This window comes from Kribbella antiqua, from assembly GCF_004345665.1.
Classification (GTDB): Bacteria; Actinomycetota; Actinomycetes; order Propionibacteriales; family Kribbellaceae; genus Kribbella; species Kribbella antiqua.
Genome location: NZ_SLWR01000005.1, coordinates 333,682 through 359,576, shown reverse-complemented (window position 1 = coordinate 359,576; position 25,895 = coordinate 333,682). Strand labels below are relative to the sequence as shown.

Below are 25,895 nucleotides of genomic sequence, written 5' to 3'. Positions count from 1 at the left end.
AGCATTTGCCAGAAACCGCTTGTCAGAACTGAAGTTCTGTCAGTCCCCGGTAGCTGCGCTCCGCCGACGCCCAGGCATCCGTGGGTTTGTCGTGCTCGACCAGCCACTGCTCGACGCCGCCCTCGGCCGCGTAGGCGAACATCCCGGCGAAGTCGAGTGTGCCGGCGCCGACGTCCTCCCACGACCCGTCCGCGGCCATGTCCTTGACGTGCAACGCCGGGAACCGCCCAGGGTGCTGCCGGAAGTACGCGGCCGGATCCTTGCCTCCGTCAACCACCCAGTACAGGTCCAGCTCGAACCCGAGCAACGCCGGATCCACCTCCAGCAGGATGTCGAACAGCACCTGCCCGTCGACCTCGGCGAAGTCGCGACCGTGGTTGTGGAAGAGCAGCTTCAGCCCGGCGTCACGCGCCGCCTTGCCGGCCTCGGTGAACGCGGCCGCCGCCGTACGGAATCCCTCCACGGAGTGCAGCTCCGACGGAATCGACGGTACGACGGCCCACTTCGCGCCCAGCGTTTGTACGTCGGCCAGCGCGCCGGCCCAGTCGTCGGCGAGCCGGTCGTATTTCACATGCTCCAAGACGATCGACAACCCGGCCTCGTCCGCGAAGGACCGGATCTTGTCCGCCGAATGGCCGAACCGCCCACTCACCCCGACTGTCTGGTAGCCGATCTGAGCGAGCCGTCGCAGCGTTCCCGGGTAATCCTCGGCCAGCACCTCCCTCATGGTGTAGAGATGCATCCCGATTCCGTTGGCGGGAATAGTCATACAAACGGCTCCTCAATGACTAGGCGACGTGCTCCTGATAGCGCTCCAATGCCAGGTCGAACACTTCCTGCCCCGGCGCGTCCCACAGCTTCTGGTCGAAGATCTCCACCTCGACCGGTCCGTCGTACCCGGCCGCGTCACAGGCCTCGCGCAGGCGGCGCAGCTCGATCGAGCCGTCGCCCATCATTCCGCGCCCGAGCAGCGTGTCCTCCGGCAGCGGAACCACCCAGTCGCTCACCTGGTACGACAGGATCCGCTCGCCGGCCCGCTCGATCTGCCGGTAGATGTCCGCGTCCCACCACAGGTGGTAGGCGTCCACGATCACGCCCACCTGCGACGCCGGGAACTGCTCGGCCAGATCCAGTGCCCCCGACAGCGACGACACCACGCACCGGTCCGAGCAGAACATCGGGTGCAAGGCCTCGACCCCCAGCTTCACCCCACGCTCTTCGGCGTACGGCGCCAGTTCGGCAAGCCCGTCGCGGACCATAGCCCGGGCACCGTCGAGGTCACGCGAACCCGTCGGCAGTCCGCCGCTGACGAGGATCAGCACCGACGTCCCGACCGTCGCGGCCTCATCGATCGCGCGGCGGTTGTCCTCGATCTTCGCCTTCCGCTCGGCCGCATCGGTCGAGGTGAAGAACCCGCTCCGGCACAGCGACGACACTTTCAGCCCGGCATCCTCGACCAACCGAGCAGCCTTGTCGACGCCGTACTCCTGAATGGGCTCGCGCCACAGGCCGATCCAGGACAGGCCGGCCTTGGCGCTCGCCGCGACGACCTCCTCGAGCGGCCAGTACTTCGTCGTCGCCTGGTTCAGGCTGTAGCGGCTGCTCATGCGTCGATTCCGTTGACGGCCAGCAGCTGCCGGAACCGCGACACAGCCAACTCAGGATTGGTCAGTACGCCGGCCTGATCGGCAAGCCGGAAGGTGTCAGCGAGATGCGGCAACGACCGCCCGGTCTGCAGACCACCGACCATCGAGAACCCGGGCTGATGCCCGTTCAGCCAAGCCAGGAACGCGATTCCGGTCTTGTAGTAGTAGGTCGGCGCCGAGAAGATCTGCCGGGACAAGGGCACGGTCGGTGCGAACACGTCGTCGTACCGCTGGAGATCGCCGTCGTCGAGAGCCTTCAGCGCAGCCGCGGCGGCGGGCGCGATCGCGGCGAAAATGCCGAGCAGTGCGTCGCTGTACCGGTCGGAGTCGCCACGAATCAGCTCGGGATAGTTGAAGTCGTCACCGGTGTAGAGGCGGACGCCCTCCGGCAGACGGTTGCGTAGGGCAACCTCACGCGATGCCTCCAGCAACGAGACCTTGATCCCGTCGACCTTGTCCACGTTGTCGCCGATCAGGTCCACCACGACGTCCGCGGCGAGGTCGAGCGAGTCGCTGCCCCAGTAGCCGTCCAGCGCCGGGTCGAACATCGAACCCAGCCAGTGCAGAATCACCGGCCGCGACGACTGGTTCAGCAGCCGGTCGTACACCTTGCGGTAGTCGTCGGGCGACGACGCCGCCGCGCACAACGCCCGGCTCGCCATCAGGATCGGCTGCGCGCCGACGTCTTCCGCCACGGCGAGCTGCTCTTCGTAGGCGCTGATCACCGTCTCGAGCGAGTGGTTGCCTGGAGCAAGTTGATCGGTGCCGACGCCGACTGCGATCCGGCCGTCGGGCGCCTCGGCCGCGGACCGCCGGATCAGCTCCTGCGTCGCGGCCCAGTCCAGGCCCATCCCACGCTGCGCGGTATCCATCGCCTCGGCCACGGACAGCCCGAGCGACCACAAGTGCCGACGGAACTCCAGCGTGTGCTCCCAGTCGACTACCGCGGGCTGCCCCGGCGAGTTGTCACCCAGCGGATCGGCCACGACATGCGCCGCGGCGAACGCCAGCCGGGACGTCGCGGGCGTATAGGTGCCCTGGGCAACCGGCTCGCCGATCAGCCGGTACGACGCCAGGCCGGCGGAGGACTCGCCCTCCCCGCCGACCGGCAGCTTCAGTTCAAGCGTCACAGCTGGTCCTCGATGTCGAGCGGCGGCACCTCGAGCTTGCGGCCCTCACGCCACGACTGCAGCCCGAGCTCGGCCAGCTGAACACCCTTGGCGCCTTCGACGAAGTCCCAGGTGAACGGCGCGTCGTCGACCACGTGCCGCAGGAACATCTCCCACTGCACCTTGAACCCGTTGTCGAACACCTCGTTGTCCGGTACATCGGCCCACTGGTCGCGGAACTTCTCGGTGACCGGCAGGTCCGGGTTCCACACCGGCTTCGGCGTCGCGGATCGGTGCTGCGCCCGGCAGTTCCGCAGCCCGGCGACCGCGCTGCCCTCGGTGCCGTCGACCTGGAACTCGACCAGCTCGTCGCGGAACACCCGCGTCGTCCAGGAGGAGTTCAACTGGGCGACGATGCCGCCCTCCAGTTCGAAGACGCCGTACGCCGCATCCTCGGCGGTGGCCTGGTACTCCTTGCCCTGCTCGTCCCAGCGGGTCGGGATGTGTACGGCGCCCTGGCAGTACGCCGACTTCACCGGCGCGAAGATCTGGTCGAGCACATAGCGCCAGTGGCAGAACATGTCGACGACGATGCCGCCGCCCTCTTCCTGCTTGTAGTTCCAGGCCGGCCGCTGCGCCTCCTGCCAGTCGCCCTCGAACACCCAGTACCCGAACTCGCCGCGGACCGAGAGGATCCGGCCGAAGAACCCGCCGTCGACGAGCCGCTTCAGCTTCCGCAGGCCGGGCAGCGACAGCTTGTCCTGCACGACGCCGTTCTTCAGTCCGGAGTCACGCACCAGCCGGGCCAGGTCGACCGCGGCGTCCAGACCCTCGGCGATCGGCTTCTCGCAGTAGATCGCCTTGCCGGCCTCGACCGCGGCGCGCACGCCCTTCTCCCGCAGCTGGGTGAGCTGGGAGTCGAAGTAGATCTCGACGTCGGGCTCGGCCAGCGCCTCGGACAGGTCGGTGGTCCACCGGGTCAGGTCGTACTGCTCCGCGATCCGGCGCAGCTTGAGCTCGTTGCGGCCGACCAGGATCGGCTCGGGGATGATCATCGATCCGTCGGCGGCCTGGATGCCGCCCTGCTCGCGGATCGCCACAATGGAGCGCTCGAGGTGCTGGCGCAGGCCCATCCGGCCGGTGACGCCGTTCATCACGATGCCGACGCGTCGCTCGTTCACTGTTCTACCTCTCTTCGGCACGCTCCGTTGCCGGCTCGCGCTTGTGCGTTTCTCGGGGCGGTACGCCGGTCCGCAGTACTCCGGTACCCGGTCGGCGGGGTGGGGCACGTCATTGGCGTGACTGAAGGTCGTAGGTGTCGAGGCGGCCGCACATCCCGTGCCGGCCGAACTCGGTGGGAGCGGGCAGTTGGTGCAGCTCCGCGTGCTGCAGGTGCGGCGCGGTGCCGGCCTCCAGCGCGTTGAGCGCGGCGCCGGTCTCGTCGGCCAAGCGACGAGCGCCCTGCTCCCAGCGCCGGCGCCAGTCCGCCAGCCGTGGCTGGACGATCCGGACCGCCGACGCGTAGAAGTCGTCCAAGGCCGACGGGCCCTCCGCTTCATACGCATCCCGCAGTACGGCGAAACCCTCCAGCGCGAGGTCGCGTCGAGCCATCGCGGCCGGCGTCCGGGCCTCACCCTCGCCGGTGAGCGTGGTCGCCTTCAGGTAGGTCGCGCGGTCGGCGAGATGCTCCGGCGGAAGCGTCAGTACGGCGTCGCCCGCTTCGGGCAGGCCCGAGTTCGGCATCAGGGTGAGGATCTGGAGACCGCCGCCGTTCACCAGGCGGTGGATCGTGCCGGGGTCGAACCAGACGACGGTGCCGGCCTGCAGCGGGGTCTCGGTGAAGCCCTTCGCGTTCAGCGTCTGGACCGCGCCGGAGCCGGCGATCACGTAGTACCCCTCGGAGCAGGCCAGATGGACGTGCGGCGTACCGCCGACCTGGCCGTCCGGGGCCTCGATGTCGTACACCGACAGCTTCGAGATGCCGATGCCGCCGGGGAGTGCCACGGCCGCGCCGGAGTCGAACTCGCACATGCCGCCTCCCTCGCCCGGAGCCTTGGAAAGGGCTTTCCGAGGCTTGTGACCGCAACCTTAGGTGGGCAGTCACGACGAGTCAACCTGCAACGGAAAGCGATCTCCGACCGCATCCGGTCAACCCCACGCCGTACCCGCCGCGCGCCCCCACCCGCTGCGCCCGCCTCGCCGCGCGCCCTCACCCGCTGCGCCCGCCTCGCCGCGCGCCCCCACCCGCTGCGCCCGCCTCGCCGCGCCTGCCTTGCCACCGCCCGCCCCCGCCGCGGCCCGACGCCCTCATGCCGGTGCCGCATTTCGTGGGTTCACCTACCAGATGGTGGGTTCGCCCCCCGCATACCGGTGGGGAACCCACAAGCTGGTGGGTGAACCCATCAAATGCGGCAGGGTCAGCGGTGGAGGTGGTCGGGGCCGCGGGCGGGAGGGTGTGGGCCGGAGCGGCGCTGTGGACAGCAGCGCCGGGCTCCGGCCGGCGCCGCGTTTCGTGGGTTGACGTCCGAGATGCCGGGTTGGTCACCCGGATTCTCGCTAGCCAACCCATAACCTCGGACGTCAACCCACCAGATGGCTCGCCGCCGCTAGTCGCATTTGGTGGGGTGACCCGGCAGATGGTGGGTTCCCCGCTCGGATTCGGGCCGGGAACCCACAAACTGGTGGGTGAACCCACCAAATGCGGTCAGGGGCGGGTGCGGATCGCGGTGACGGCGTCGGCCCAGGCGGCGCGGCGGGTGGCTCGGGTGGCGGCGTCGAGGGTGGGTTCGAAGAGGCGGGTGGGGCGGGTTTCGGCCCAGGCGGTCGCCTCGCCGAGGGTGGTCCAGGCTAGTTCGGCGGTGCCCAGGGCGGAGATTTCGGCGACATCGGCTGCTTCGACCGGGTGGCCGAGGAGGTCGGCCTGGGTTTGCATGAGGAGGTCGGACACGGTGGCGCCGCCGTCGGCGCGGAGGCTGCTGAGTGTGCCGGGGATGGTGTCGGTGATGTCGCAGATCTGGTGCGCGACGGCGTCGACGCAAGCTCGCGCGACGTGGGCCGGGGTGGTCGAGCTGCTCATGCCGGTCAGCGCCGCGCGGGCGTTGCGATCCCAGTGCGGCGCGCCCAGCCCGGCCAAAGCCGGCACCAGTACGACGCCGCCCGCATCCGGCACCGCCGCCGCCAGCTCGACCAGCGCCCCGACATCCGGCAGGCCGAGCAGCGAAGCGGTCCAAGCCAGCGCCGCACCGGACGACACGATGTTTCCCTCGAGCGCGTAAATCGGCTCATCCGTGAGCCACGCCAGCGTGCACCCGTCCGCGACAAAGGCCTCAACCGGCGTCATCACCGAAGACCCGGTCCCGTACGTCGCCTTGATCATCCCCGGCCGCACACACCCCTGCCCGTACATCGCCGCATGCGAATCAGCCAGTACGGCGACGATCGGAACACCGTCCCGCAGGCCCGGTACGCCGTACGTCGTACCGAACCCGGCGTTCGACGCGCGCACCTCCGGCAGCACCGACCGCGGTACGTCGAATGCCTTCAGCAACGAATCGGACCAGGAGAGGTCGAGCACGTCGTACAGCAAGGTCCGGGAGGCGTTGCCGGCATCGGTTAGATGCTCACGGCAACCAGTCAGTCGATGGTTCAGCCAGGAATCCACGGTGCCGACCTGATCGGCCTGAAAGTGCTCGAGGAGCCAATGCAACTTGGGCGCTGAGAACATCGCGTCGACCCGCAAACCCGTGCGCGAGCGGACCAGCACATCGACATCCGAAGGCAACGACGAGCACCAGGACGTCGTACGCACGTCCTGCCAGCCGATGACCGGTCCGACGGGCTGCCCGGAACCATCCCACCCGACGACGGATTCACGCTGTGTCGACAAAGCGATCCCAACGACCTCGACTGCGCCGGCGGAAGTCATACAGGACGAAACAGCCTGAAGCACGCTCTGCCAGATGTCCTCGGCGTCCTGTTCGGCCCAGCCGGGTTGCGGTGTCGACAGCCCGACTGGAGCCGATCCCGTCGCGAGCACGGCGCCGTCCGCGGCGACCAGCACGGCCTTCGAGTTGGTCGTGCCCTGGTCGATCGCCAGCACAGCTGATCCACCCACGTCGAGCGTCCTTCCGGTCGGACAACTTTCAACCGAGGTCTTGACGGGACTCTAGCGCCATGGTGAAACTCTTGGCGACAGGTTATGCAATACTGAATATCTATTCAGAGCCAGGAGGTCGCAGGTGGCGAAGCCGAGCAGACGTCGGGTGATCATCAATACCGATGCGAAGAACGAGGCGGACGATCAGTTCGCGATCGTGCACGGGCTGTTGTCGCCCACGTTCGACGTCCGCGGCCTGATCCCCGCGCACTTCGGCACCCGCCGGTCGGACCGCAGCCTGGAGGAGTCCCGCGAGGAGGTCGACCTGCTGCTCGACCTGCTGGACCTGACCGGCCAGGTCCCGGTCGCGAACGGCGCCCCGACCGGTATCCCGGACGAGCAGACCCCGCTCGACTCGGCCGGCGCCCAGTTGATCATCGAGGAGTCGAAACTGGCCTCGAAGGGCGATCCGCTGTTCGTGTCCTTCCTCGGCCCGCTCACCGACATGGCGTCGGCGATCCTGCTCGACCCGGAGATCGTGCACCGCGAGGTGATCGTGATCTGGATCGGCGGCCGCGGGTACGACGGTCTGGAGACGTACCCGGGGATCGAGTTCAACCTGTCCAACGACATCCCGGCCGCCAACGTCGTGTTCGGCTCCGGTATCACCGTCTGGCAGGTGCCGAGCGACGTCTACACGAAGGTCTCGGTCAGCTATGCCGAGCTCGACGAGAAGATCGGGGACGCCGGTCCGCTCGGCAAGTACCTGATCGAGCAGTTGCACGAGTGGAACGCCGAGTACCACCCGGAGCCGATCGAGTCCCGTTCGCTCGGTGACTCGCCGGCCATCTCCTTGATGCTCTACCCGCGCAGCGGGGACATGCGCGTCCGGCCGGCGCCGCGCTTCGGAGTCGACGGCTGGTACCTGCCCGGCACCAACAACCCCATCAGCGTCTGCGAACAGGTCGACGTCCGGTTCCTGCTCGAGGACATGTTCGCCAAGATCCGCCGTTTCGCCCGGCAAAGGAGTCAGTCATGACAGGCAGTTCGTTCACCCGCCGGGGTTTCCTCGGCCTCACGTCCGCCGCCGTCGCCGGTGTCGGTCTGTCCGCCTGTACGGGCGGGGGCACCTCCACCGGAGGCGGTCAGACCGCCGCGGCCTCGAAGAACCTGCGGCTGTTCACCTACGAGGGTGACGAGACGATCGGCCTGCTGAAGGCACAGATCAAGAAGTTCGACGCCGAGAACGGTACGACGACCACGGTCGACAGCCTGCCCGGTTCGGGTGCGGCGGTGTACCCGGACAAGCTGCGCACGGAACTGCTCGGCGGCAAGGGCCCAGATGTCTGGCGGATCTGGGGCGGTCAGATCGGCAGTCCGTTCGCTAAGGCCAAGCAGGCGCTCGACTTGGCGCCGTACTACTCCAAGTTCGGCTGGGACTCGAAGATCAACACCGCGGCGATCGGCGGGATGACGTTCGACGGCGTGAAATCCGGGGTGCCATTCGTCTCCCTCGGGATCGGTGCCTGGTACAACAAGTCGCTGTTCGCCAAGGCCGGCGTGAGCGCGCTGCCGACGACGTACGCCGAACTGGAAGCGGTCAACGACAAGCTGGTCGCGGTCGGCGTCACGCCGTGTGGTCTCGGCGGGAAGTACGGCTGGGACATCATGCGCCTGTTCGAGTACCTGCTCGAGCACACTGCCGGCCCCGAGTTGCACGACAAGCTTCTGACCGGCGACGAGAGCTGGGACCGGGCCGAGGTGGTCGAGGCGTTCACGTTGTTCAAGAAGTGGCAGGACAAGAAGTGGCTGCCGCAGGGCGCGCTGGGCCTCGACCCCGCCGACATCGAACCCGCGTACGTCCAGGGCAAGACGGCGTACACGATCACCGGGCCGTGGACCGAGGCGGCCGCGATCCTGTCCGCGAAGAAGAGCCCGTCCGCCTTCGGCAACTTCGAGCTGCCCACCGACCAGACGCCGGCCCGGCACTCGGGCTTCGTCGAGGGGTACATGATCAACGCCAAGACCGGCAACGCCGACAAGGCCGCGGCGCTGATCGACTTCATCGTCCAGCCCGCGACCCAGAAGGCGCTGCAGGTCAGCGCGTCGACGGTCAAGGGTGCCGAGCCGGACCCGAAGGCGCTGCCGTTGTCGGCGGAGTGGGCGGACAAGTACGGGAGCAACCCGTTCTACACGATCCAGGACCAGGCGTTCCCGAAGAAGCAGGCCGACCAGTACTTCAGCGTGCAGAGCGACCTGTTGCAGGGTTCGGTCGCACCGGACGCGGCGGCGAAGAAGATGCAGGAGATCGTCTCCGCCTGGGCGAAGAGCTGACCGATGGCGACAGTCGCGCTCTCCAAACCCCAAGTAGCCAAGGGCAAACGTGGTGGCAGGTGGTCGCCTTGGTTGTTCGCGCTGCCTGCTCTGGTGGTGTACATCGCCTTCCTGATCTACCCGGCGTTGTCATCACTCTTCTTCAGCCTGACCAACTGGGACGGGTTGAGTGCGACCTACAAGTTCGTCGGGCTGGAGAACTACGTCAAGCTGCCGAGTGACCCGGTGGTCGTCGAGGCGGTCCGGAACAACCTGATCTGGACCGTCGTGACGATCGCGGTGCCGACGGTGATCGGGCTGGCGCTCGCGATCGCGCTGAACGGCAAGGTGCACGGCAAGCCGATCCTGCGGCTGATCTTCTACACCCCGGCCGTGCTGCCGCTGGTGTCGATCGCGTCGATCTGGGGCTGGCTCTACAACCCGCAGTACGGCGCGATCAACTCGTTCCTGAGGTTGATCGGGCTGGACGGATTGGCGCAGCCGTGGCTCGGACAGGACTCGACCGCCTTGTGGGCGGTCATGGTCCCGGCCATCTGGCTGCGCACCGGCTTCCCGATGCTGCTCTATTTGGCCGCGCTGCAAGGCATTCCGAACGAGCTCTACGAGGCCGCGACGGTCGACGGCGCGACGAGGTGGCAGCAGTTCTGGCACGTCACGATGCCGAGCCTGCGGCCGGCGCACTACATCGTGCTGGCGCTGTCGCTGATCGACTCGTTCAAGGTCTTCGACATGATCTACGCGATGACGTACGGCGGTCCCGGTACGTCGACGCAGGTGATGGGAACGTGGATGTACTTCAACGTCTTCCAGTACTACCAAGCCGGCTACGGCACGGCCATCGCGGTCGTGATCACCCTGGTGGCGATCGCGGTCGGCATCCCCTACGTCCGCTCCCAGACGAGGGAGGCGTCATGACGATCGCACCGGTCCGGGTGGAAAGCGCCGTACCTGTTGAAGCGCAACCGGCAACCCAGCAGCCGAAGGGGCGGAAGGGGCTGGTGATCACGCTGGTCCTCGCGGTGGCGGCGATCTTCTGGATCTCGCCGCTGGCGCTGCTGGTGATCACCGCCGTACGGCCGCTGTCGGACTTCATCGGGAACGGGCCGTTGTCCTGGCCGGACGCGTTCACCTGGTCGAACTTCAAGGACGCGTGGGGGATCGGCAACTTCGCCACCACCTACCGCAACAGCGCGCTGCTGGCGCTGATGAAGGTGCCGCTCGGCGTGCTGATCTCGGCGATGCTCGGGTTCGCGCTGGCCAAGCTGCGGATGAAGTTCCGCCGGACGGTGATGTTCACGGTGTTCCTCGGGCTGACCATCCCGATCTACATCGCGATCGTCCCGGTCTTCATCATGATGCGCCAGGCCGGTGCGACCGACAGCCTGTTCGGGCTGATCGGGCCGTACCTGGCGTTCGGCATCCCGTTCGAGGTGCTGGTGCTGCAGTCGTTCTTCCGGCAGATCCCGGACGAGATCATCGAGGCCGCGAAGGTGGACGGTGCCGGTGACTGGCGGGTGTTCTTCACGATGATCCTGCCGCTGTCGCTGCCGGCCCTGGTGACGGTGGCGATCCTGGACGCGGTGGCGACCTGGAACGAGTTCCTGTTCGCGCTGATCCTGCTCAACTCCGACGCCCACAAGACCATCCCGGTCGGACTGCTCAACTTCCAGGGCCAGTTCGCCAACAACAACACCGGCCTCGCGGCGGGCATCCTGATCGCGGTGGTGCCGATTCTGATCGCGTACACCCTGCTCCAGCGCTGGATCGTCGGCGGGCTCACCGCGGGCGCCACCAAGGGCTGACCACATAGAGGAGATGACGATGACTGACATGCCGGTCTTCGGTGCGGGTATCTGGCATTTCGCGACCTACAAGGACCGCTACGCCACCGACGGGTACGGCGAGCCGGTCGGGCTGCTCGAGCAGATCGACCGGGCCGGCGCCGTCGGCGACCTGTCCGTGGTCGACCTGAACTGGCCGTTCGCCGGGTACGACGGAACGCTCGACGAGGTGAAGGAGGCGCTGAAGCGCAACAACCTCAAGGCGATCGCGATCACGCCGGAGATCTACACCCGCGACTTCGTCAAGGGCTCCCTCACCAACCCGGATCCCGCCGTCCGCAAGCAGGCGCTGGAGCTGTTGCATCAGGCAACCGAGCTGGCCAAGGACCTGGGCTGCTCCTACGTGAAGCTCTGGCCGGGCCAGGACGGCTGGGACTACCCGTTCCAGGTGAACTATCACGACATCTGGAACCTGGCGCTGGACGGGCTCAAAGAACTGGTGAGCGCGCACCCGGACATCAACTTCGTGATCGAGTACAAGCCGCGCGAGCCCCGGGTGAAGATCATCTTCCCGAACGTCGCCCGCACCCTGCTCGGGATCGAGAAGCTCGGCCTGCCGAACCTGGGCATCCTGCTCGATTTCGGTCACTCGCTCTACGGCCAGGAGACGCCGGCCGATGCCGCCCAGTTGGCCATCGACTACGGCCGGCTGTTCGCAATCGACGTGAACGACAACCTGCGCGGCTGGGACGACGACATGGTGGTCGGCTCGGTCCACCTGGTCGAGACGTTCGAGTTCTTCCACACCCTGCGGAAGAACAACTGGGAAGGCGTCTGGCAGCTGGATCAGTTCCCATTCCGGGAGGACAGCGTCGAGGCCGCCAAGCAGGCGATCCGTTTCCTGAAGGCCGTGCACCACGCGCTCGACGTACTGGACGACGAAGCCCTCGCCGCCGCGCAGGCGTCCCACGACGCGCTGGCAGCGCAAAGGCTCGTCCAGAAGGTCCTGCTGAGTTCGATGGCGGAGCTGGCATGACGCTGACCGTTGAACACACCACGATGCCGGTCCTCGGGCGGCTGCCGATCCATAGCAGCCGCGCCGAGCAGGTCGCACACATCGCCGAAGCGGCCAAGCAGATCCGGATCCAGGACCTCAAGCTGGTCCATTACGCCGGCGCCGGGCACATCGGCGGCGACTTCTCCGCGATCGACATCCTCGCCACCCTGTACGGCGCTGTCCTCGACATCACGCCGGAGACGGTGAACGATCCCGAGCGCGACCGCTTCATCCTGAGCAAGGGCCACGTCGCCGGCGCGCTCTACACCACGCTGGCAGCGTTCGGGTTCCTGCCGGTCGACGAGCTCGCCACCTTCCTCAAACCCCTGTCCGCGTTGAACGGGCACCCGAACCGCAACAAGGTCGCCGGAGTCGAGGCGAACACGGGTCCGCTTGGTCATGGCCTGCCGGTCGCGGTCGGTCATGCGTTGTCGGCCAAGCTCGACGTCTCACTGCGTCGTACGTACGTCCTGGTCGGGGACGGCGAGTTGCAGGAAGGCAGCAACTGGGAGGCGATGATGGCGGCCTCGCAGTACCAGCTGGACCGGCTGACCGTGATCGTCGACCGGAACCGGCTGCAGCAGGGCGCGACCACCAAGGAGACGAACGACCTGGATCCGCTGCCGGAGAAGGCGGCGGCGTTCGGGTTCGCGGTGGTGGAGGTGAACGGGCACGACCACGGCGAGCTGCTCGACGTGCTGTCCGCCGTACCGTTCCGGCCCGGCAAGCCGACGTTCGTGATCGCGCACACGCACAAGGGTCACCCGATCTCGTTCATGAGCAACAACGTCGCCTGGCACCACCGGGTGCCGGACGACGCCGAGTTCCAGCAGGCCCTGACCGAGCTGGAGAGCGCGGGCCGACCTAGATTCGACAGGGAGCCGGTATGACAGTGGTTGACACCTCGATCGCCGACCAGCCGCGGTATGACTGCCGGGATGCGTACGTCGAGACGCTGGCCGAGCTCGCGCACGCGGATCACCGGATCGTCGGCGTGGTCAACGACTCGGTCGGATCGAGCAAGCTGAACAGCTTCCGCAAGGCGTTCCCGGACCGGCTGATCAATGTCGGCATCGCCGAGCAGGACATGGTCGGCGTCGCCTCCGGCCTGGCCAACGGCGGCCGGATCCCGTTCGTCTCGGCGGCGTCCTGCTTTCTCACCGCCCGCGCGCTGGAGCAGATCAAGGCGGACGTCGCCTACTCGAACGCCAACGTCAAGCTCTGCGGCATGAGCCCCGGAGTCGCGTACGGCGAACTCGGCCCGACACACCACTCGATCGAGGACATCGCCTGGCTGCGGGCGATCGCCAACATGACGGTGATCGTGCCGGCCGACCCGGTCGAGACGGCAGCCGCGTTGCGGTGGGCGGCGACTTCCGAAGGGCCGGTCTTCATCCGGGTCAGCCGGATGAGCGTCCCGAAGGTGTACGGCGACGACTACGAGTTCGAGCTGGGCAAGGCGATCACGGTCCGGGCCGGTGACGACGTGACGCTGATCAGCAACGGGACCGTGCTGTGGCGGGCGCTGGTCGCGGCCGAACAACTCGCCGCCGAAGGGATCTCGGCCCGCGTGCTCTCGATGCCGACGGTCAAGCCGCTGGACGTCGACGCCGTGGTCGCGGCCGCGCGGGAGACGGCCGGAATCGTGACGGCCGAGGAGGCCGTGGCCGGTGGCGGACTCGGCGGTGCGGTGGCGGAGACCGTCGTACAGCATCATCCGGCGCGGGTGTCGATCCTCGGGTTTCCCGAGTTCGCGCCCACGGGGTCGGCCGGCTACCTGCTGGACCGCTACGGGCTCTCGGCGGAAGGCATCGCGGATGCCGCCCGCAAGCTGGTCAAGCCAAGTAGCTGATCTGGGCGTGTGCTTATCGGTAGCAACCATCCACTGGAGTGTCATGTCCATCGCACAAACAGCCGTCTGGCGCGAAATCGAACTCACGCTGACCTCCGCCGAGGAGTGGGTCGAGTTCGAGCACGACAGCGGATTCCGGCTCCGGCGGCCCACGTTCTGGGACGGCGGCGAGACGTACCGCGTCCGCTTCGCGCCACCCGAGCCTGGTGTCTGGAAGTGGGCCGGCGGTGAGTTCACGGTCGAGGCCGCCGCGGACGAGGCCAACCCGTTCTACGCGCACGGCTTCTGGCGGATGTCACCGGGCGGCCGCAGCCTGGTCCACGCGGACGGCACGCCCGCGATCCTGGTTGCCGACACCGCCTGGGCCCTCCCGTGGCGCGCGACTCCCGAGCAAGTTCGCGAGTACGCCGCCGATCGGCAGGCCAAGGGCTTCAACGCCGTACTGCTGATGAGTGTCCAGCCGGACATGCGAGCGGTCGGCCCGCGCGACCGCACCCAGGACGAAGGGTTCGGCGTCGCCTTCGAAGACCTCGCCGACGGCCATCTCAACGTCATGAACGTCGAGTACTTCCAGTACCTCGACGAGCTGCTCCGGATCCTGGTCGAGCACGGGTTGGTCCCAGTGCTCCAGCCCGTCTTCCAGGGCTTCGGCTGGAAGGGCCTCGACGTGGCCGGCGTCGTCGTACCGCCGGAGGAGTACGCGCGGTACTGCCGCTACCTGGTCGCCCGGTACGGCGCTCAGCCCGCGATCTACCTGGTCGGCGCGGACGGATCCGGTCGCGAACCGCAGATCGCCGCTGGTGGAGCCGAGGTCCACGCGGTCGACTGCTATGGCCAGCCGACCGGGATCCACTATCGGCCGCACATCCCCGCCGAGGCGCATCAGGATGCGGACTGGCTGGACTTCCAGTGGTGCCAGACCGGCCACACCGGCGAGCATGTGCCCGAGCGAGTCGCGGACATGCGGCGCAACCAGCCTGTCAAGGCGATCGCGAACGGCGAGCCGTCGTACGAGAACACCGGCCGGACCGGTGTGGCGGCCGGGTGGTGGCAAGGTCACGAGGCGTGGAGCAACCTGTGCGCGGGCGGCACGATGGGCGTCGTCTACGGCGCCGGCAGCCTGTGGCAGTGGCGGTTGCATGCCGATGAGCCCGGCCATTCGGACTACTTCACCGCGCCCGGTGCGGGCTGGCGTGAGGCGGTCGACTTCGAGGGATCGACGTACGTCGGTCTGCTCGGGAAGATCCTGGAAGGGCTGCCGACGACCGACATGCAGCCGGACTGGACTCGCGTGATCTCCGGGCGGGCGCTCAGCGGGGCCGACGGGATGCTGATCATCTACCGCGAACACGGCGGAAACGTGATGGTGTTCGACGAGACTGTGCCGCTGAACTACAGGATCGTCGATCCGCGGGACGGCTCGGTGGTCGCGACCGGCAAGCGCGACTCGCCGGGCGATCAACTGCCGGACCCGGGAGGAGCGCCGCGGGTCTACATCTGCCTATAGTCGTCCTCTGTTAGGGGGTCACGAACGTGAACGGCAACCGCGCGGTACGCCAGCCTGGGCTGGATGAGTTGCGGCTGCTCGCGAAGGTGGCCCGGATGTACCACGAGAAGGGCATCCGGCAGCCGAAGATCGCGGCCGAGCTCAACCTGTCCCAGGCGCGGGTGTCGCGGATGCTCAAGCAGGCGGTCGAGGTCGGCATCGTGCACACCGTGGTGACCATGCCGAGCGGCGTACACAGCGATCTCGAGGACGAACTGCAGGGCAAGTACGGGCTGCGGGACGCGGTGGTCGTGGACACCGTCGGCGACGACGTACTTCCGGCGCTGGGTTCGGGTGCGGCGGCGTACATCGACATGACGCTCACCGGCGGGCACGTGATCGGGATCTCGTCCTGGAGCGAGACGCTGATCGCGGCGGTCGACCGGATGCCGCGCAAGAGCGTGCCGGTGGTGGACCGAGTGGTCCAGATCGTCGGCGGTCTGGGTGACGCGGCGGTGCAGATGCAGGCGACCCGGCTGACCGCGCGGTTCGCCGAGCTGACCGGCGGCATGCCCGTGTACCTGCCGGCGCCGGGGCTGGTCGGGACGCCCGCGGTGCGGCGCGCGATGATGAACGACGTGTCCGTTCGCGACGTTCTGGGCACCTGGGGACAGCTCACCGACGCCCTGGTCGGGATCGGCAGCCTCGAGCCCTCGCCGCTGCTGCAGCGGAGCGGGAACGCGGTGGCCGAGAGCGATCAGGAGGAGCTGCGCCGGCTCGGCGCGGTGGGCGACGTCTGTTTCCGGTACTTCGACGAAGAGGGAAAGCACGTGCGCTCGACGTTCGACCAGCGGGTGATCGGGGTGACCGCGAAGGAGTTGCTGGCGGTGCCGCGGCGGATCGGCGTCGCCGGCGGCGAGCGGAAGTATTCCGCGATCCGCGCCGCGCTGCTCGGCGGCTGGGTCAACATCTTGATTACCGATTTGGCGATGGCCGAGAAGCTTCTCGGCGAGTAGATGGATCGCGACGAACAGCGGGACGTCTATCGCACGCTCGACCTGGCTTTGCGGGTCGGCGAGGTGCTGCTGTCCAGCGGCGCCGGTACGGCGGACGCGACCGCGACCATCCTCGGTGTCACCGCGGCCGGCGGGTTGCGCGGGTGCGAGGTCGACATCACCTTCACCTCGATGGCGATCTCGTACCAGGCGGCGCCGGATGTGGCGCCCGAGACCCACATCCGCCTGGTCCGCTACCGGTCGCAAGACTTCTCCCGGCTGACCGAAGTCGATCGGCTGGTACGGCGGCTTGCCCGCGGCGAGCTGAGCCGGGACGACGCGAGCCGCGAGCTGGCCCGGATCACTTCGGCCGGCCCGCCGTACCCGCGCTGGAGCGCCGTACTGGCGTGGGGCGTGATGGCGGGTGGCGCGACGTTGCTGCTCGGTGGTGGGTGGCTGATCACGTTGGTCGCGGTGCTGACGGCGGTCGTGATCGAGCTGAACAACCGCTGGTTCAATCGGCAGCGGTTGCCGGCGTTCTACCAGCAGGTCGCGGGAGCCTTTGTCGCCACTGCGGTGGCTTTGATCCTGTACGCCGTACACGCGCCGGTGAAGCCGTCGCTGGTTGTTGCTGCGGGCATCATCATGTTGCTGGCCGGGATCGCGTTGACTGGTGCTGTTCAGGATGCGATCACCGGGTACTACGTGACGGCCGCGGCCCGGTTGCTCGAGGCGATGCTGCTGACCGGCGGGATCATCGCGGGGGTCAGCCTCGGGCTGACGATCGGGCTGAAGTTCGGGCTGAACGTCGGCATCGAGGCGCAGGTCGTGCCGCTGGGGAATCTGCCGATCATGATCGGTTCGGGTGCGTTGATGGCCGTGGCTTTTGCCTATGCGTCGTACGCGCCGTTGCGGGTGCTCCTGCCGGTGGCGGTGGTCGGTGCGGCGGGATCGCTGGTGTTCACCTTGATGTCGCGGGCATCCTTCGGACCGGCTTGGTCGACGGCCGCGGCCGCCTTCGTGGTCGGTCTCGGCGGGTATTCGCTCGGACGGCGATCAGGTGTCCCGCCGCTCGTGGTGGTTGTCTCCGGCACAGTTCCGCTGCTGCCGGGATTGACCATCTACAAGGGCCTGTACGAGTTGATGGGACTCGGCAACTTGATCGGCATCGTCAGCTTGGCCACCGCGCTTGCGATCGGCGTAGCTCTCGCGTCCGGGATCATCCTCGGCGAGTACGTCGCCCAGCCGATCCGCCGCGAGGCCCGCCGCCTCGAAGACCGCCTGGCCGGCCCCCGCCTGGTCGGTCTCCGGCGGCCCGTCCGCCGCCGCAGCCAACGCCAGCGCCGTACGCGTCGTCGCGCGGCCTAGCCCAGGCATCAGTGCGTCGCCCGGCGTTACTCCTGGTGGGGGCGTCCGTTAGAGTTACTGACTGGAAACATCGGCCGATCGCCGGGGTGGACCGGCGGGCTCGGAGGATCGACGTGGCTTTGGGTAGGACATCCCCGCGGGACCTGCCGCTGTTCGCGGATCTGTCCGGACGGGACATCAGGGACATCTTCCGGGCCGGCGAGGAGGTCTCGGTGCCGGCCGGCTGGTCGCTGATCCTGGAGCAGACCCCGCCGGACGCGGCGTACCTGATCCTGAGCGGCACCGCCGCGGTCCGGGTGAAGGGCGAGGAGATCGCCGAGCTCGGCCCGGGCGACATCGCCGGCGAGGTCGCGGTCCGGAAGAACACGTTGCGGACGGCAACCGTCACGGCGAAGTCGCGGCTGCAGTTGCTGCACTTCACCCGGGAGAAGTTCGACGACCTGACCAACCGCCTGCCCGCCTTCCGCGAAGCCATCGACGCCACCATCGCCGAGCGCCGCGGTGGCTCCTGACGCGTCGGCAGGCCCGGCTGTGAACGACTCCGGCGCCGACCCGGAGCCGGCCGAGCCCGGCGAGACTGACCTCGCCGGGCTGAACCGGGACTTCGAGCAGGCACTGCTGGGCGGGGAGCGGAAGTTCACCCGGATCGAGGTGTCGGAGCGCGCCGGGATCTCGATCGGTCGGGCCGAGCGGATGTGGCATGCGCTCGGGTTCGCGACCGTGCCGGACGACGAGATCGCGTTCACCGACGGGGACGTCGAGGCGTTGCGGCTGGTGGCGGCGCTGGAAGACGACGGCTTCATCGATCCGGAGGTCGAGTCCTCGCTGGCTCGGAAGCTCGGCCAAACCCAGTCCCGGCTGGCGTCCTGGCAGTCGGCGATGTTCCTGGAGTTCCTCGCCAACTCCAAGCTGCCCGCCGACGAGGCCATCGAGGTGGCCGGTCTGTTGCTGCCGGCAATGGAACGGCTGCAGACGTATGTCTGGCGCCGCCACCTGGCCGCGGCCGCCGGCCGTGCCGTGGCGGGCTCCGACGAACTGGCCCGCGGCGTCCGCGCCGTCGGATTCGCCGACATCGTCAGCTACACGCGGCTGACCCGGCGCCTGACCGAGGCCGAGCTCGGCCAGCTGATCGAACGCTTCGAGGGCATGGCCGCGGACGTCGTCGCCCTCAACGGCGGCCGGGTGATCAAGTCGATCGGCGACGAGGTCTTGTTCGTCACCGACACCGCGGCGCAGGGTGCGGCGGTCGCCCTCGCACTGCAGGGCACGGTGACCTCGGCCGGCGATCTTCCTGAACTGCGCATTGGGCTTGCCTACGGCAACATCCTCATCCGCCTGGGCGACGTGTACGGCGAGGTGGTCAACCTCGCCGCCCGGCTGACCTCGGAGTGCAAACCCGGCCGCGTCCTCGCCGACCGCGAACTCGCGGCCGCTCTGGACGGCCATCCCGGCTACCGTTTGCGCAGACTCCGTCGCGTCTCGGTGCGCGGCTACCACCACCTGATCCCGTACGCGCTCCAACGGGCAGAATGACCGCGTGCAAGAGCTTCTGACAACCTCCGAGCTGGCCAAGGCGTGTGCGGACGATCCGATGATCATCTGGGCCGGCCAAGGATTCACTCCGGGAGTCCGCGCCTGGTACGACGGCGACGCAGTGGCCGTGGCATCTCCGGAACTCTCCAAACGAGACCGGCTCGCGGTCGTCGGCCCGGTGGAGGACGTCGCACGACTCGTCGCCAAGGTGTACGCCGAGGTCGGCACTACCTTCCGCCCCTTCGGTGAGGAGCACCTGATCCGCCACCTCGTCGACCGGGTGCCGGGCTTGGAGTTCGGCGCTGCTTTCGGCTGGATGGATACCCGGACCGCCCCCACTCACCAAGGCGGCGAGCCGGCGGGCTCGCACGCTCAAGCGGCGCCGCAGGCGGACCGCGGTGACGGGTTGGTGAGTGCTGGAGGTCCGGCCTGGCTCGACGGGGATGACGGAGTCGAGGCGTTGCTGAAGGAGGCGGCGCCCTCGTCGTACGCCTGGCCCGGGCATCCCGCCGTACGCCGATGGGCAGCTGCGACCGGGGACCGTGCGGAACTGCTGAGTGTGGCGGCGGATGCGTGGAGTGCGCCGGAGATCGGGTTCCTCGCTGGAGTGGCGACCCGGCCCGTAGCTCGAGGCAAGGGTTTGGCGTACCGGGTGTGTGCCTTCGTGACCAGCGAATTGGTGAAGCGACACGGCCAGGCAGGGCTGATGGTCGACGGCGACAACGCCGCCGCTATCTCGGTCTATCGACGGCTGGGCTACGCCTATCGGCCCGTCGCCGCGGCTCACATGTAGTAGCCGATGTAGCGAGCCAGGTCTTCCGGATCTCCGCAGAGACGGGTCGCCCAATCTCGAACGCTCGTCGAGTGATGGCTACCGCCCAAAGCCGGCTGCCGCGAGGTTTGGTGGCAGGCGGAGAGACCTAGACCGCGTTGAGGTTCACCTCGTGGGTTCGACCGTCAGGGTGACACCGGGCGTCGGCGTCTTTGGTCCAGGGCTGCCAGGCGCCGGCGTGGTCGGGCTGTTGCCGCTCGGCTTCGCGGTCGGCGCCGCCAATGGTGGGACGAAGGGGGCCTTGTCGGTCTCTTGGCAGTTCTGTGCTGTGATGTCGCCGTTCTCGTCCGGCTTCGTCACGGCTTGCGGGAAGACGTTGCTCGTCGTCGGTTCGTCTGCGCCGAAGCTCGCCGCGCAGTCCTGGGTGGGCAGGTCGATCGGGTTGCCGTTCTCGTCGTACAGCCGGACCTCGACCTGCTTGCCCTGAGCATCGAACGGGTAGATGTTGTTGATCGCCGTACCGTTCAGGAACAGGCCGTTCTCCGCGCCGTAGGACGGACCGCTGTAGTCGCGGTCGTTGCCGGCCAGGAAGTTGAACGAGGCACCGAGATAGGCCGCGGCGAGGAACGCAGGTATGGCGACGACGGCAACGACGTTGAGCGGTACGACGTACCAGAGCCAGCGCTGGTTCTGCTGCGTCTTGCGGCCGATCCAGATCGACACAGCCGCGCCGGCGACCGCACCGACCACGGTGACCGCGCCCGCGCCGAAGATCGCGAAGAACCCGCCGCCGCCGATCGCGCCGCGGGCGACCCACCAGACCGGCTGGCCGATGGCGACCAGTTCGCGGCGGATGTTCGGCGGGATCTGGCTGATCAGGTCGCGGATCGCGGCGGCGCCACGTTCGCCGTACGGCGTGTCGAGCACGATCCGCGGGTCGTTGCCTTTGAGCGCCCGGACGCCGAGGAAGCCCGCGACGAAGAGGATGCCGAGTCCGAGGGCGCCGAGGAACGCTGTCGTACCGTAGCCCCAGGCAAAGATGCCAACGGCAACGAAGAACGGTCCGACCGTGGCGGCGATCATCCCCCATAGCAACGACTTCCGGCCGGCCTCGCGGTCCGCGACACGCTGGGCCCGTGGCGGGTATCCAGCCGCGGTCCGCAGCTCATCGGCGTACTGGCGCGGTGTGCCGAGCCGATCCTGCAAGGCCGCGACGGACGGCTCGCTGTCGAACTCGCCGGCCACCTCGGTGAGGTGACCGCTGACGTCGTCGAGCACATCCTCCAGCTCGCCCGGCGGCAGATCGCTCAGCTCGGCACGCACCTGGGCCAGGTACATCGCGACCGTTCCGGTCAGAGTGCTGTTCACGCGGCCTCCTTCGTCAGCAGCACCGACATCGTGTCGGCGAAGTGGTTCCAGGTCTTGGTGGACTGCTGGAGCAAGTCGAGGCCGGTTTTGTTCAACCCGTAGTACTTCCGGTGCGGCCCTTCCTCACTCGGCTGCACGTACGACGTCAGCGCCCCAGCCGCGAACAGTCGCCGCAACGTCCCATACACCGACGCGTCCGCGACATCCTCCAACCCAGCCGCCCGCAACCGCCGCAACACGTCGTACCCATAACCATCCGCATCCCGCAGCACCGCCAGCACCGCCAAATCCAGCACACCCTTGAGCAACTGACTCGTATCCATCCGCCCACCTCCACACCCCACACTACTACACACTGCGGAGTACTCCGGATTCGACTGTCCTCGAACGAGGACAACGAGGTCAACCAGCTCAACGAGGAGGGCCGCTTCGACGAGAGCTTCGTCGACACCACCTGCGAACCACCCAGAGTCTTCACGTACGGCGGCATGGTCGCCCACGTACTCACCTTCGCCGCCCACCGCCGCTCTCTCCTGGTCGGCGCCTTCTACACCGCAGGAATCACCGACCTAGGCTCCGGCGACCCCATGCACTTCGTCGCCGAAGGCAACTAACAGCTTCGCGGCATGGGGGCAGCCACATGGTTGCTGTTGGCTGGTCGGGTGTCGCGGGTTCGTGGGGGATCACGACGACTTGGTGGGGATCTTGGTAGATGATCCGGCCCGGGTCCGCGGAGGTGTAGCGCTCGCAGGGGAGATTGTGTGCGGCGAGGATCGCCAGGTAGCCGGGGATCGGGGCCAGCAGATGCTCGGCTGTCGAAGCGAACCAGGCGGCGGCGTGCGGATTGACGTCGAAGTCGTACACGGTGGGATCGACGTCCATCGGATTGACGTACGTCGCGTCGTACCAAGCGTTGGCCGTACGGCGGAAATGTTCCTCGGCCGGGGTCAGAAGCCCACGCTTGCCCAGCATGTTGACCAATCCGAAGATTCCGATCCGGCGGCCTCGGCGGTCGGGAACGGGGCTCTGGAATCTGACATAGGTCATCCGCACAGTCTTTAAGATAAGGGGATGCGCTACTACGAGGTCGAGGCTGAGGCGGTGTATCGGCAGGTGGCGCGCGAGGACAAGACCCAATGGAGCGACGTCTTCGAGCCCGGGCGGGGCTTCGACGATTTTCCCAACCGGGCGTTCCTCGAACGAGTGCTTCCCAAGCTCGGTGATCTCGTTGATGTCCTCGAGTACGGGTGTGGCACCGGGCCGGCCGCATGTTTCCTCGCTGAGCGAGGCCTTCGGGTCGATGCGGTGGACCTGATCTCGGCGGCGATCGAGCTAGCTGCCGGTTTGCGCACGAGCGCGGGCTCCGGGTGAATTTCGCCGTACAGGATGTGTGCCGTTGGCCGGCGACCGTCGCGAAGCGGTACGACGCCATCATCGACAGCTACTGCCTGCAAAACATCGTGCTCGACGACGACCGAGCGGCGGTGCTTCGCGGCGTACACGATCGGCTCACCCCGGCCGGGCATTACCTGATTTCCACCGCGCTGTACGACGCGGGTCGGGTGTACGGCGCCGGGCTTCGGTTCGACCGGTCGACGGGCATCTGCTATCGAGGCGATCTGCCGTACCGCCGCCACCTCACGCCGGCGGCCCTGCAGGCAGAGTTGACCAGTATGGGGTTTACGGTGCTTTCGCTCACCGGCAACGATGTCGTCTGCAGACGGTCCTAGTCGGCAGCTGATCAGTCGCGCGCGACGGGGTTGTCGATCATTTTGGCCTCCATAGGCCAGGAGAGTAGCCGGGCGGCAGGTTCAGCCGACCTGTTCTATCCGCGGCCGACCCAAGTCGCGATACATGCCTCGTTGCCCTCTGGGTCAGCCAGCACCCACCACTTTGGCGCGTGGGCGTCCGTGACGAGCCGACCGCCTGCGGCAAGCGCGGCGGCTATCCGGGCCTCGGCCTGCTCGTGTGGGACGGCGATGTCCAGATGTATGCGATTGCGCTCCGATCGCGGGACGTCCATCTGCTGGAATCCGACACCCGGACCGCGACCCTGCGGATCGAACAGGTAGTCGTCGCCGATCTGACCGTAGCCGAGCAGTGCGCGCCAGAACGGCAGTACGTCCGTACCAACGAGTGCGTCGATGGTGAGGTTGATGACCTGTACGGCGGTCGGATCCGCCGGCAGCCCCAGTTCCTTCGCGGCCGCCGAGATCTTGCGGGCCAGCGAGATGTCGCGGCCTCTCAAGCTCACCGTGACGCCCGCATGCCGCAGGTCGAGCTTCAGATCCTGCTCGGAGTCTCCCGCGAGCCGGCCGATCTCGTCGACGAGCGCGATGCCCTTCGCGAGCGATCCGGTCCGAAAATGAGCCGAGACCAGGTGATACAGCACCCGCCAGTCCTCAACCCCATCCGCCGCGTGAAACTCCTCGGCCGTAATCCGCCCACCCATGCCCGCCAAGCTAACACCGCACTCCCGATTGCCGGACTACCTCCTGTCCTTCTGCACTCGCGGCGCGTGGGGAGACTGGCTCAGTTGGTTGGGTCGTGGAGGTCGGGGCGTTGGGTGGGCGTGGTGATGTCTACGTCGATGGGCTGAGGTTTGGTGGGGGCGGAGATGGTGCCGGACGTGACGGGGAGGTTGAGTTTGCTTGCCGACAGGTCGATGTCGATCGTCGCGCCGGTGTCGTTCGGGGTGGTCCATTCGGTGTCGCTCAAGGTGACGGCGAGGCCGAGGATGCGACCCTTCGGGATGATCTCGTCCTGGGCGCGGAGCGGGACCGTGACGGTGGACCACTTGCCGGGGGTGAGCGGCGTCGGGTCGCTCAGCGACTTGGAGTGCGCGGCGTCGATCCAGCCGCGGCTGACGATGCCGTGGTCGCTTTCCGAGGTGAGCTTCTCGACGGTGAAGTAGCAGCTGTCGTCGAAGTCCACGCTTTCACCTTCGCAGGTGCTTTCAGTGGTACGGCGAATGCCGGAGTACCGCTCGGCTTCGCCGTACTCGATCAGTCGTGCTGTGACCGGGGTGGTGGTCGAGTCGGACTTGATCTTCAAGGTGACCGATGGTGTGCCGCTGATCCGGATCGACGCCGGCAGCGGTGCGGACAGGAACATCTGGCGGCCGGCGATTACTTGCGACGGCTCCGCGACGATGTCGTCCTCGGTCAGGTCGGGATCGTCCGTGATCGTGACGGTTCCCTTGCCCTGGGCACCTAGTTTTCCGGCGGACAGCGGCACCGGCAGAGCGCGGTTCACGGCCGGCCAGGTCTTGTAGTCGCGCCATACGTCGGGAGCGGTCTCGACCGACGCCATCGGCTCCTTCATCACGCCGTTCGGCAGATCCTGCAGCCAGTAGTCGAACCACTTGTGCAGCTCATCGACCCACGCCTCGCGGCGGAACTCAAAAGGATCGACGTGGTCCTCGAGCCCCAGCCACAGCTTCCGCGGTACGTCGTTGCGAGCCAGCGCCGCCCACCACGACGCGAAGTGGTTCGTCTGGACGTTGTAGTCGCTCAGACCGTGCGTCATGAAGACCGACGCCTTCACCTTCGACGCGTCCTTCAGATAATCGCGTGAAGCCCAGAAGGCGGTGTAGTCGCCGGTCTCGTCATCGTCGTCGTCGCCGAGATCCGCGCGTACGGCGTCACACGCGGGCGTGTCGTGGCCGACGTACCCGCCCAGCCAGGGCATGTAGTCGTCGGAGTACGGGACGCCGCCGGAGCGGGTGTAGTCGTACCACGAGGAGATCGCCGAGATCGGCACGATCGTCTTCAGGCCTTCAACGCCGGTCGCCGCGACACCGTTGGCCAGCGTGCCGTCGTACGACTTGCCGATCATGCCGACCGCGCCGTTCGTCCACGAGGCTGTCACCGGTGAACCGTCCCCGGTGTGGGCGGTGTTGCGGCCGTTGAGCCAGTCGATCACCGCGACGACCGAGTCGATCTCGTCCTTGCCTCCGACGTCGCCGCAGCCGGTCGAGCGGCCGGTGCCGACGATGTCGACACCGACCATGGCGTATCCGCGCGGGACGAAGTAGTTGTCGTAGAAGAGAGGCATCTTCTGGATGACGCCGTTCTCGTCGTACGTCTTCTTCTCGCTCTCGTTGCCGCGCCCGCAGCAGGAGAAGTACGGCGACGCGTCCATGATGACCGGGATCTTCAGCCCGTCGGCCTGGGTCTCGCGCGGCCGGACGATGTCGACGGCGACCACGTCGTTCTTGCCGTCGGAGTCGGTGTCCATCGTGGTGTCGACGTACACGGACTCGCGGATCGCGTCGGCGTAGTCGTAGACCGGCTGGGTGCTGTTCGAGGCCGGATCGACGTACGGCGGGACGCCCGGGCTGCTGCTGATCGGGGCAGGACCGGTCATCGCGCCGGGGTCATCCGGGATCCGGACAGCCGAAGCGGTACCGGTGACGGTCGCCAGGCTGAGCACGGTGGACGAGACCAGGACGGTCACCCTGGCGCGGACGGTCGTCATGGCTGGGAAGGCTAGTCAC

At 67.6% G+C, this 25,895-nt stretch carries 26 protein-coding genes; 15 read left to right on the top strand and 11 right to left on the bottom strand.

From position 1 onward, the window contains the following. Positions 1–22 precede the first annotated feature (22 nt). From EV646_RS17005 to EV646_RS16980, 6 genes are all read right to left on the bottom strand, one after another. Entirely contained in the window at positions 23–769 is a 747-nt protein-coding gene (locus EV646_RS17005; RefSeq protein ID WP_132149538.1) for a sugar phosphate isomerase/epimerase family protein, read from the bottom strand. 19 nt (positions 770–788) lie between these two features. Beyond that, on the bottom strand, positions 789–1,607 hold the full coding sequence (locus EV646_RS17000) for a sugar phosphate isomerase/epimerase family protein (RefSeq protein WP_132149536.1): 819 nt from the start codon (positions 1,605–1,607) through the stop codon (positions 789–791). Beyond that, a complete protein-coding gene (locus tag EV646_RS16995) occupies positions 1,604–2,776 on the bottom strand; it encodes a dihydrodipicolinate synthase family protein (RefSeq protein ID WP_241996075.1) in 1,173 nt (390 codons plus the stop codon). Before EV646_RS16995 ends, EV646_RS17000 begins: the two co-directional genes overlap by 4 nt. Then, positions 2,773–3,936: a Gfo/Idh/MocA family protein gene (locus EV646_RS16990; RefSeq protein ID WP_132149534.1), complete on the bottom strand. Its 1,164-nt coding sequence runs from the start codon at positions 3,934–3,936 to the stop codon at positions 2,773–2,775. The genes EV646_RS16995 and EV646_RS16990 overlap by 4 nt, the downstream gene beginning before the upstream one ends. A 109-nt stretch (positions 3,937–4,045) precedes the next feature. Further along, positions 4,046–4,786, bottom strand: a complete 741-nt coding sequence (locus EV646_RS16985) for a cupin domain-containing protein (RefSeq protein WP_132149532.1) — start codon at positions 4,784–4,786, stop codon at positions 4,046–4,048. A gap of 673 nt (positions 4,787–5,459) precedes the next feature. Continuing rightward, entirely contained in the window at positions 5,460–6,869 is a 1,410-nt protein-coding gene (locus EV646_RS16980) for an FGGY family carbohydrate kinase (protein ID WP_132149530.1), read from the bottom strand. A gap of 124 nt (positions 6,870–6,993) precedes the next feature. On the opposite strand from EV646_RS16980, the gene EV646_RS16975 reads away from it, so the two are divergent. From EV646_RS16975 to EV646_RS16915, 13 genes are all read left to right on the top strand, one after another. Further along, positions 6,994–7,890 carry a nucleoside hydrolase gene (locus EV646_RS16975; RefSeq protein ID WP_132149528.1) on the top strand — a complete coding sequence of 299 codons (897 nt, stop codon included), beginning with the start codon at positions 6,994–6,996 and terminating at the stop codon, positions 7,888–7,890. Next, positions 7,887–9,185, top strand: a complete 1,299-nt coding sequence (locus tag EV646_RS16970) for an ABC transporter substrate-binding protein (RefSeq protein WP_132149526.1) — start codon at positions 7,887–7,889, stop codon at positions 9,183–9,185. The genes EV646_RS16975 and EV646_RS16970 overlap by 4 nt, the downstream gene beginning before the upstream one ends. Positions 9,186–9,188: 3 nt before the next feature. Further along, a complete protein-coding gene (locus tag EV646_RS16965) occupies positions 9,189–10,100 on the top strand; it encodes a carbohydrate ABC transporter permease (protein WP_132149524.1) in 912 nt (303 codons plus the stop codon). Next, entirely contained in the window at positions 10,097–10,987 is an 891-nt protein-coding gene (locus tag EV646_RS16960; RefSeq protein WP_132149522.1) for a carbohydrate ABC transporter permease, read from the top strand. Before EV646_RS16965 ends, EV646_RS16960 begins: the two co-directional genes overlap by 4 nt. A gap of 19 nt (positions 10,988–11,006) precedes the next feature. Further along, positions 11,007–12,002, top strand: a complete 996-nt coding sequence (locus EV646_RS16955) for a sugar phosphate isomerase/epimerase family protein (protein ID WP_132149520.1) — start codon at positions 11,007–11,009, stop codon at positions 12,000–12,002. Beyond that, positions 11,999–12,913, top strand: coding sequence for a transketolase (locus EV646_RS16950; protein WP_132149518.1), 915 nt, complete (start codon positions 11,999–12,001; stop codon positions 12,911–12,913). Before EV646_RS16955 ends, EV646_RS16950 begins: the two co-directional genes overlap by 4 nt. Next, positions 12,910–13,875, top strand: a complete 966-nt coding sequence (locus tag EV646_RS16945) for a transketolase family protein (RefSeq protein WP_132149516.1) — start codon at positions 12,910–12,912, stop codon at positions 13,873–13,875. Before EV646_RS16950 ends, EV646_RS16945 begins: the two co-directional genes overlap by 4 nt. Before the next feature lie 43 nt (positions 13,876–13,918). Beyond that, positions 13,919–15,382, top strand: a complete 1,464-nt coding sequence (locus EV646_RS16940; protein WP_199237013.1) for a glycoside hydrolase family 140 protein — start codon at positions 13,919–13,921, stop codon at positions 15,380–15,382. A 26-nt stretch (positions 15,383–15,408) separates the two neighbouring features. After that, positions 15,409–16,377: a sugar-binding transcriptional regulator gene (locus EV646_RS16935; RefSeq protein ID WP_199237012.1), complete on the top strand. Its 969-nt coding sequence runs from the start codon at positions 15,409–15,411 to the stop codon at positions 16,375–16,377. Further along, a complete protein-coding gene (locus EV646_RS16930) occupies positions 16,378–17,724 on the top strand; it encodes a threonine/serine exporter family protein (RefSeq protein WP_132149512.1) in 1,347 nt (448 codons plus the stop codon). Positions 17,725–17,837: 113 nt separating this feature from the next. Further along, positions 17,838–18,236, top strand: a complete 399-nt coding sequence (locus EV646_RS16925; protein ID WP_132149510.1) for a cyclic nucleotide-binding domain-containing protein — start codon at positions 17,838–17,840, stop codon at positions 18,234–18,236. A gap of 19 nt (positions 18,237–18,255) precedes the next feature. After that, positions 18,256–19,257 carry an adenylate/guanylate cyclase domain-containing protein gene (locus EV646_RS16920; protein ID WP_241996073.1) on the top strand — a complete coding sequence of 334 codons (1,002 nt, stop codon included), beginning with the start codon at positions 18,256–18,258 and terminating at the stop codon, positions 19,255–19,257. Between the two features lie 4 nt (positions 19,258–19,261). Then, entirely contained in the window at positions 19,262–20,050 is a 789-nt protein-coding gene (locus tag EV646_RS16915) for a GNAT family N-acetyltransferase (protein WP_132149506.1), read from the top strand. A gap of 144 nt (positions 20,051–20,194) precedes the next feature. Here the strand turns inward: EV646_RS16915 and EV646_RS16910 are convergent, their stop codons facing one another. The 3 genes from EV646_RS16910 to EV646_RS16895 all read right to left on the bottom strand — a co-directional run bounded on the left by EV646_RS16910 (position 20,195) and on the right by EV646_RS16895 (position 22,444). After that, entirely contained in the window at positions 20,195–21,397 is a 1,203-nt protein-coding gene (locus tag EV646_RS16910) for a DUF1700 domain-containing protein (protein ID WP_132149504.1), read from the bottom strand. Further along, complete coding sequence (locus EV646_RS16905) at positions 21,394–21,720, bottom strand: PadR family transcriptional regulator (protein WP_132149502.1); 327 nt, start codon at positions 21,718–21,720, stop codon at positions 21,394–21,396. The genes EV646_RS16910 and EV646_RS16905 overlap by 4 nt, the downstream gene beginning before the upstream one ends. Before the next feature lie 238 nt (positions 21,721–21,958). Beyond that, the gene (locus tag EV646_RS16895) at positions 21,959–22,444 is read right to left on the bottom strand and encodes a hypothetical protein (protein ID WP_199237011.1); all 486 of its coding nucleotides are present in this window, start codon (positions 22,442–22,444) and stop codon (positions 21,959–21,961) included. A gap of 24 nt (positions 22,445–22,468) precedes the next feature. Here EV646_RS16895 and EV646_RS16890 point away from each other — a divergent pair, with 24 nt between their 5' ends. After that, positions 22,469–22,768 (top strand): class I SAM-dependent methyltransferase, encoded by a 300-nt coding sequence (locus EV646_RS16890; protein ID WP_132149500.1) that lies wholly within the window; start codon positions 22,469–22,471, stop codon positions 22,766–22,768. Next, the gene (locus EV646_RS16885; RefSeq protein WP_132149498.1) at positions 22,765–23,127 is read left to right on the top strand and encodes a hypothetical protein; all 363 of its coding nucleotides are present in this window, start codon (positions 22,765–22,767) and stop codon (positions 23,125–23,127) included. Before EV646_RS16890 ends, EV646_RS16885 begins: the two co-directional genes overlap by 4 nt. A gap of 95 nt (positions 23,128–23,222) precedes the next feature. Here the strand turns inward: EV646_RS16885 and EV646_RS16880 are convergent, their stop codons facing one another. Together EV646_RS16880 and EV646_RS16875 are read right to left on the bottom strand one after the other, a co-directional pair. Next, complete coding sequence (locus EV646_RS16880) at positions 23,223–23,849, bottom strand: VOC family protein (RefSeq protein WP_132149496.1); 627 nt, start codon at positions 23,847–23,849, stop codon at positions 23,223–23,225. An 80-nt stretch (positions 23,850–23,929) separates the two neighbouring features. Further along, positions 23,930–25,876 carry a Xaa-Pro dipeptidyl-peptidase gene (locus EV646_RS16875; protein ID WP_132149495.1) on the bottom strand — a complete coding sequence of 649 codons (1,947 nt, stop codon included), beginning with the start codon at positions 25,874–25,876 and terminating at the stop codon, positions 23,930–23,932. Positions 25,877–25,895: the final 19 nt, after the last annotated feature.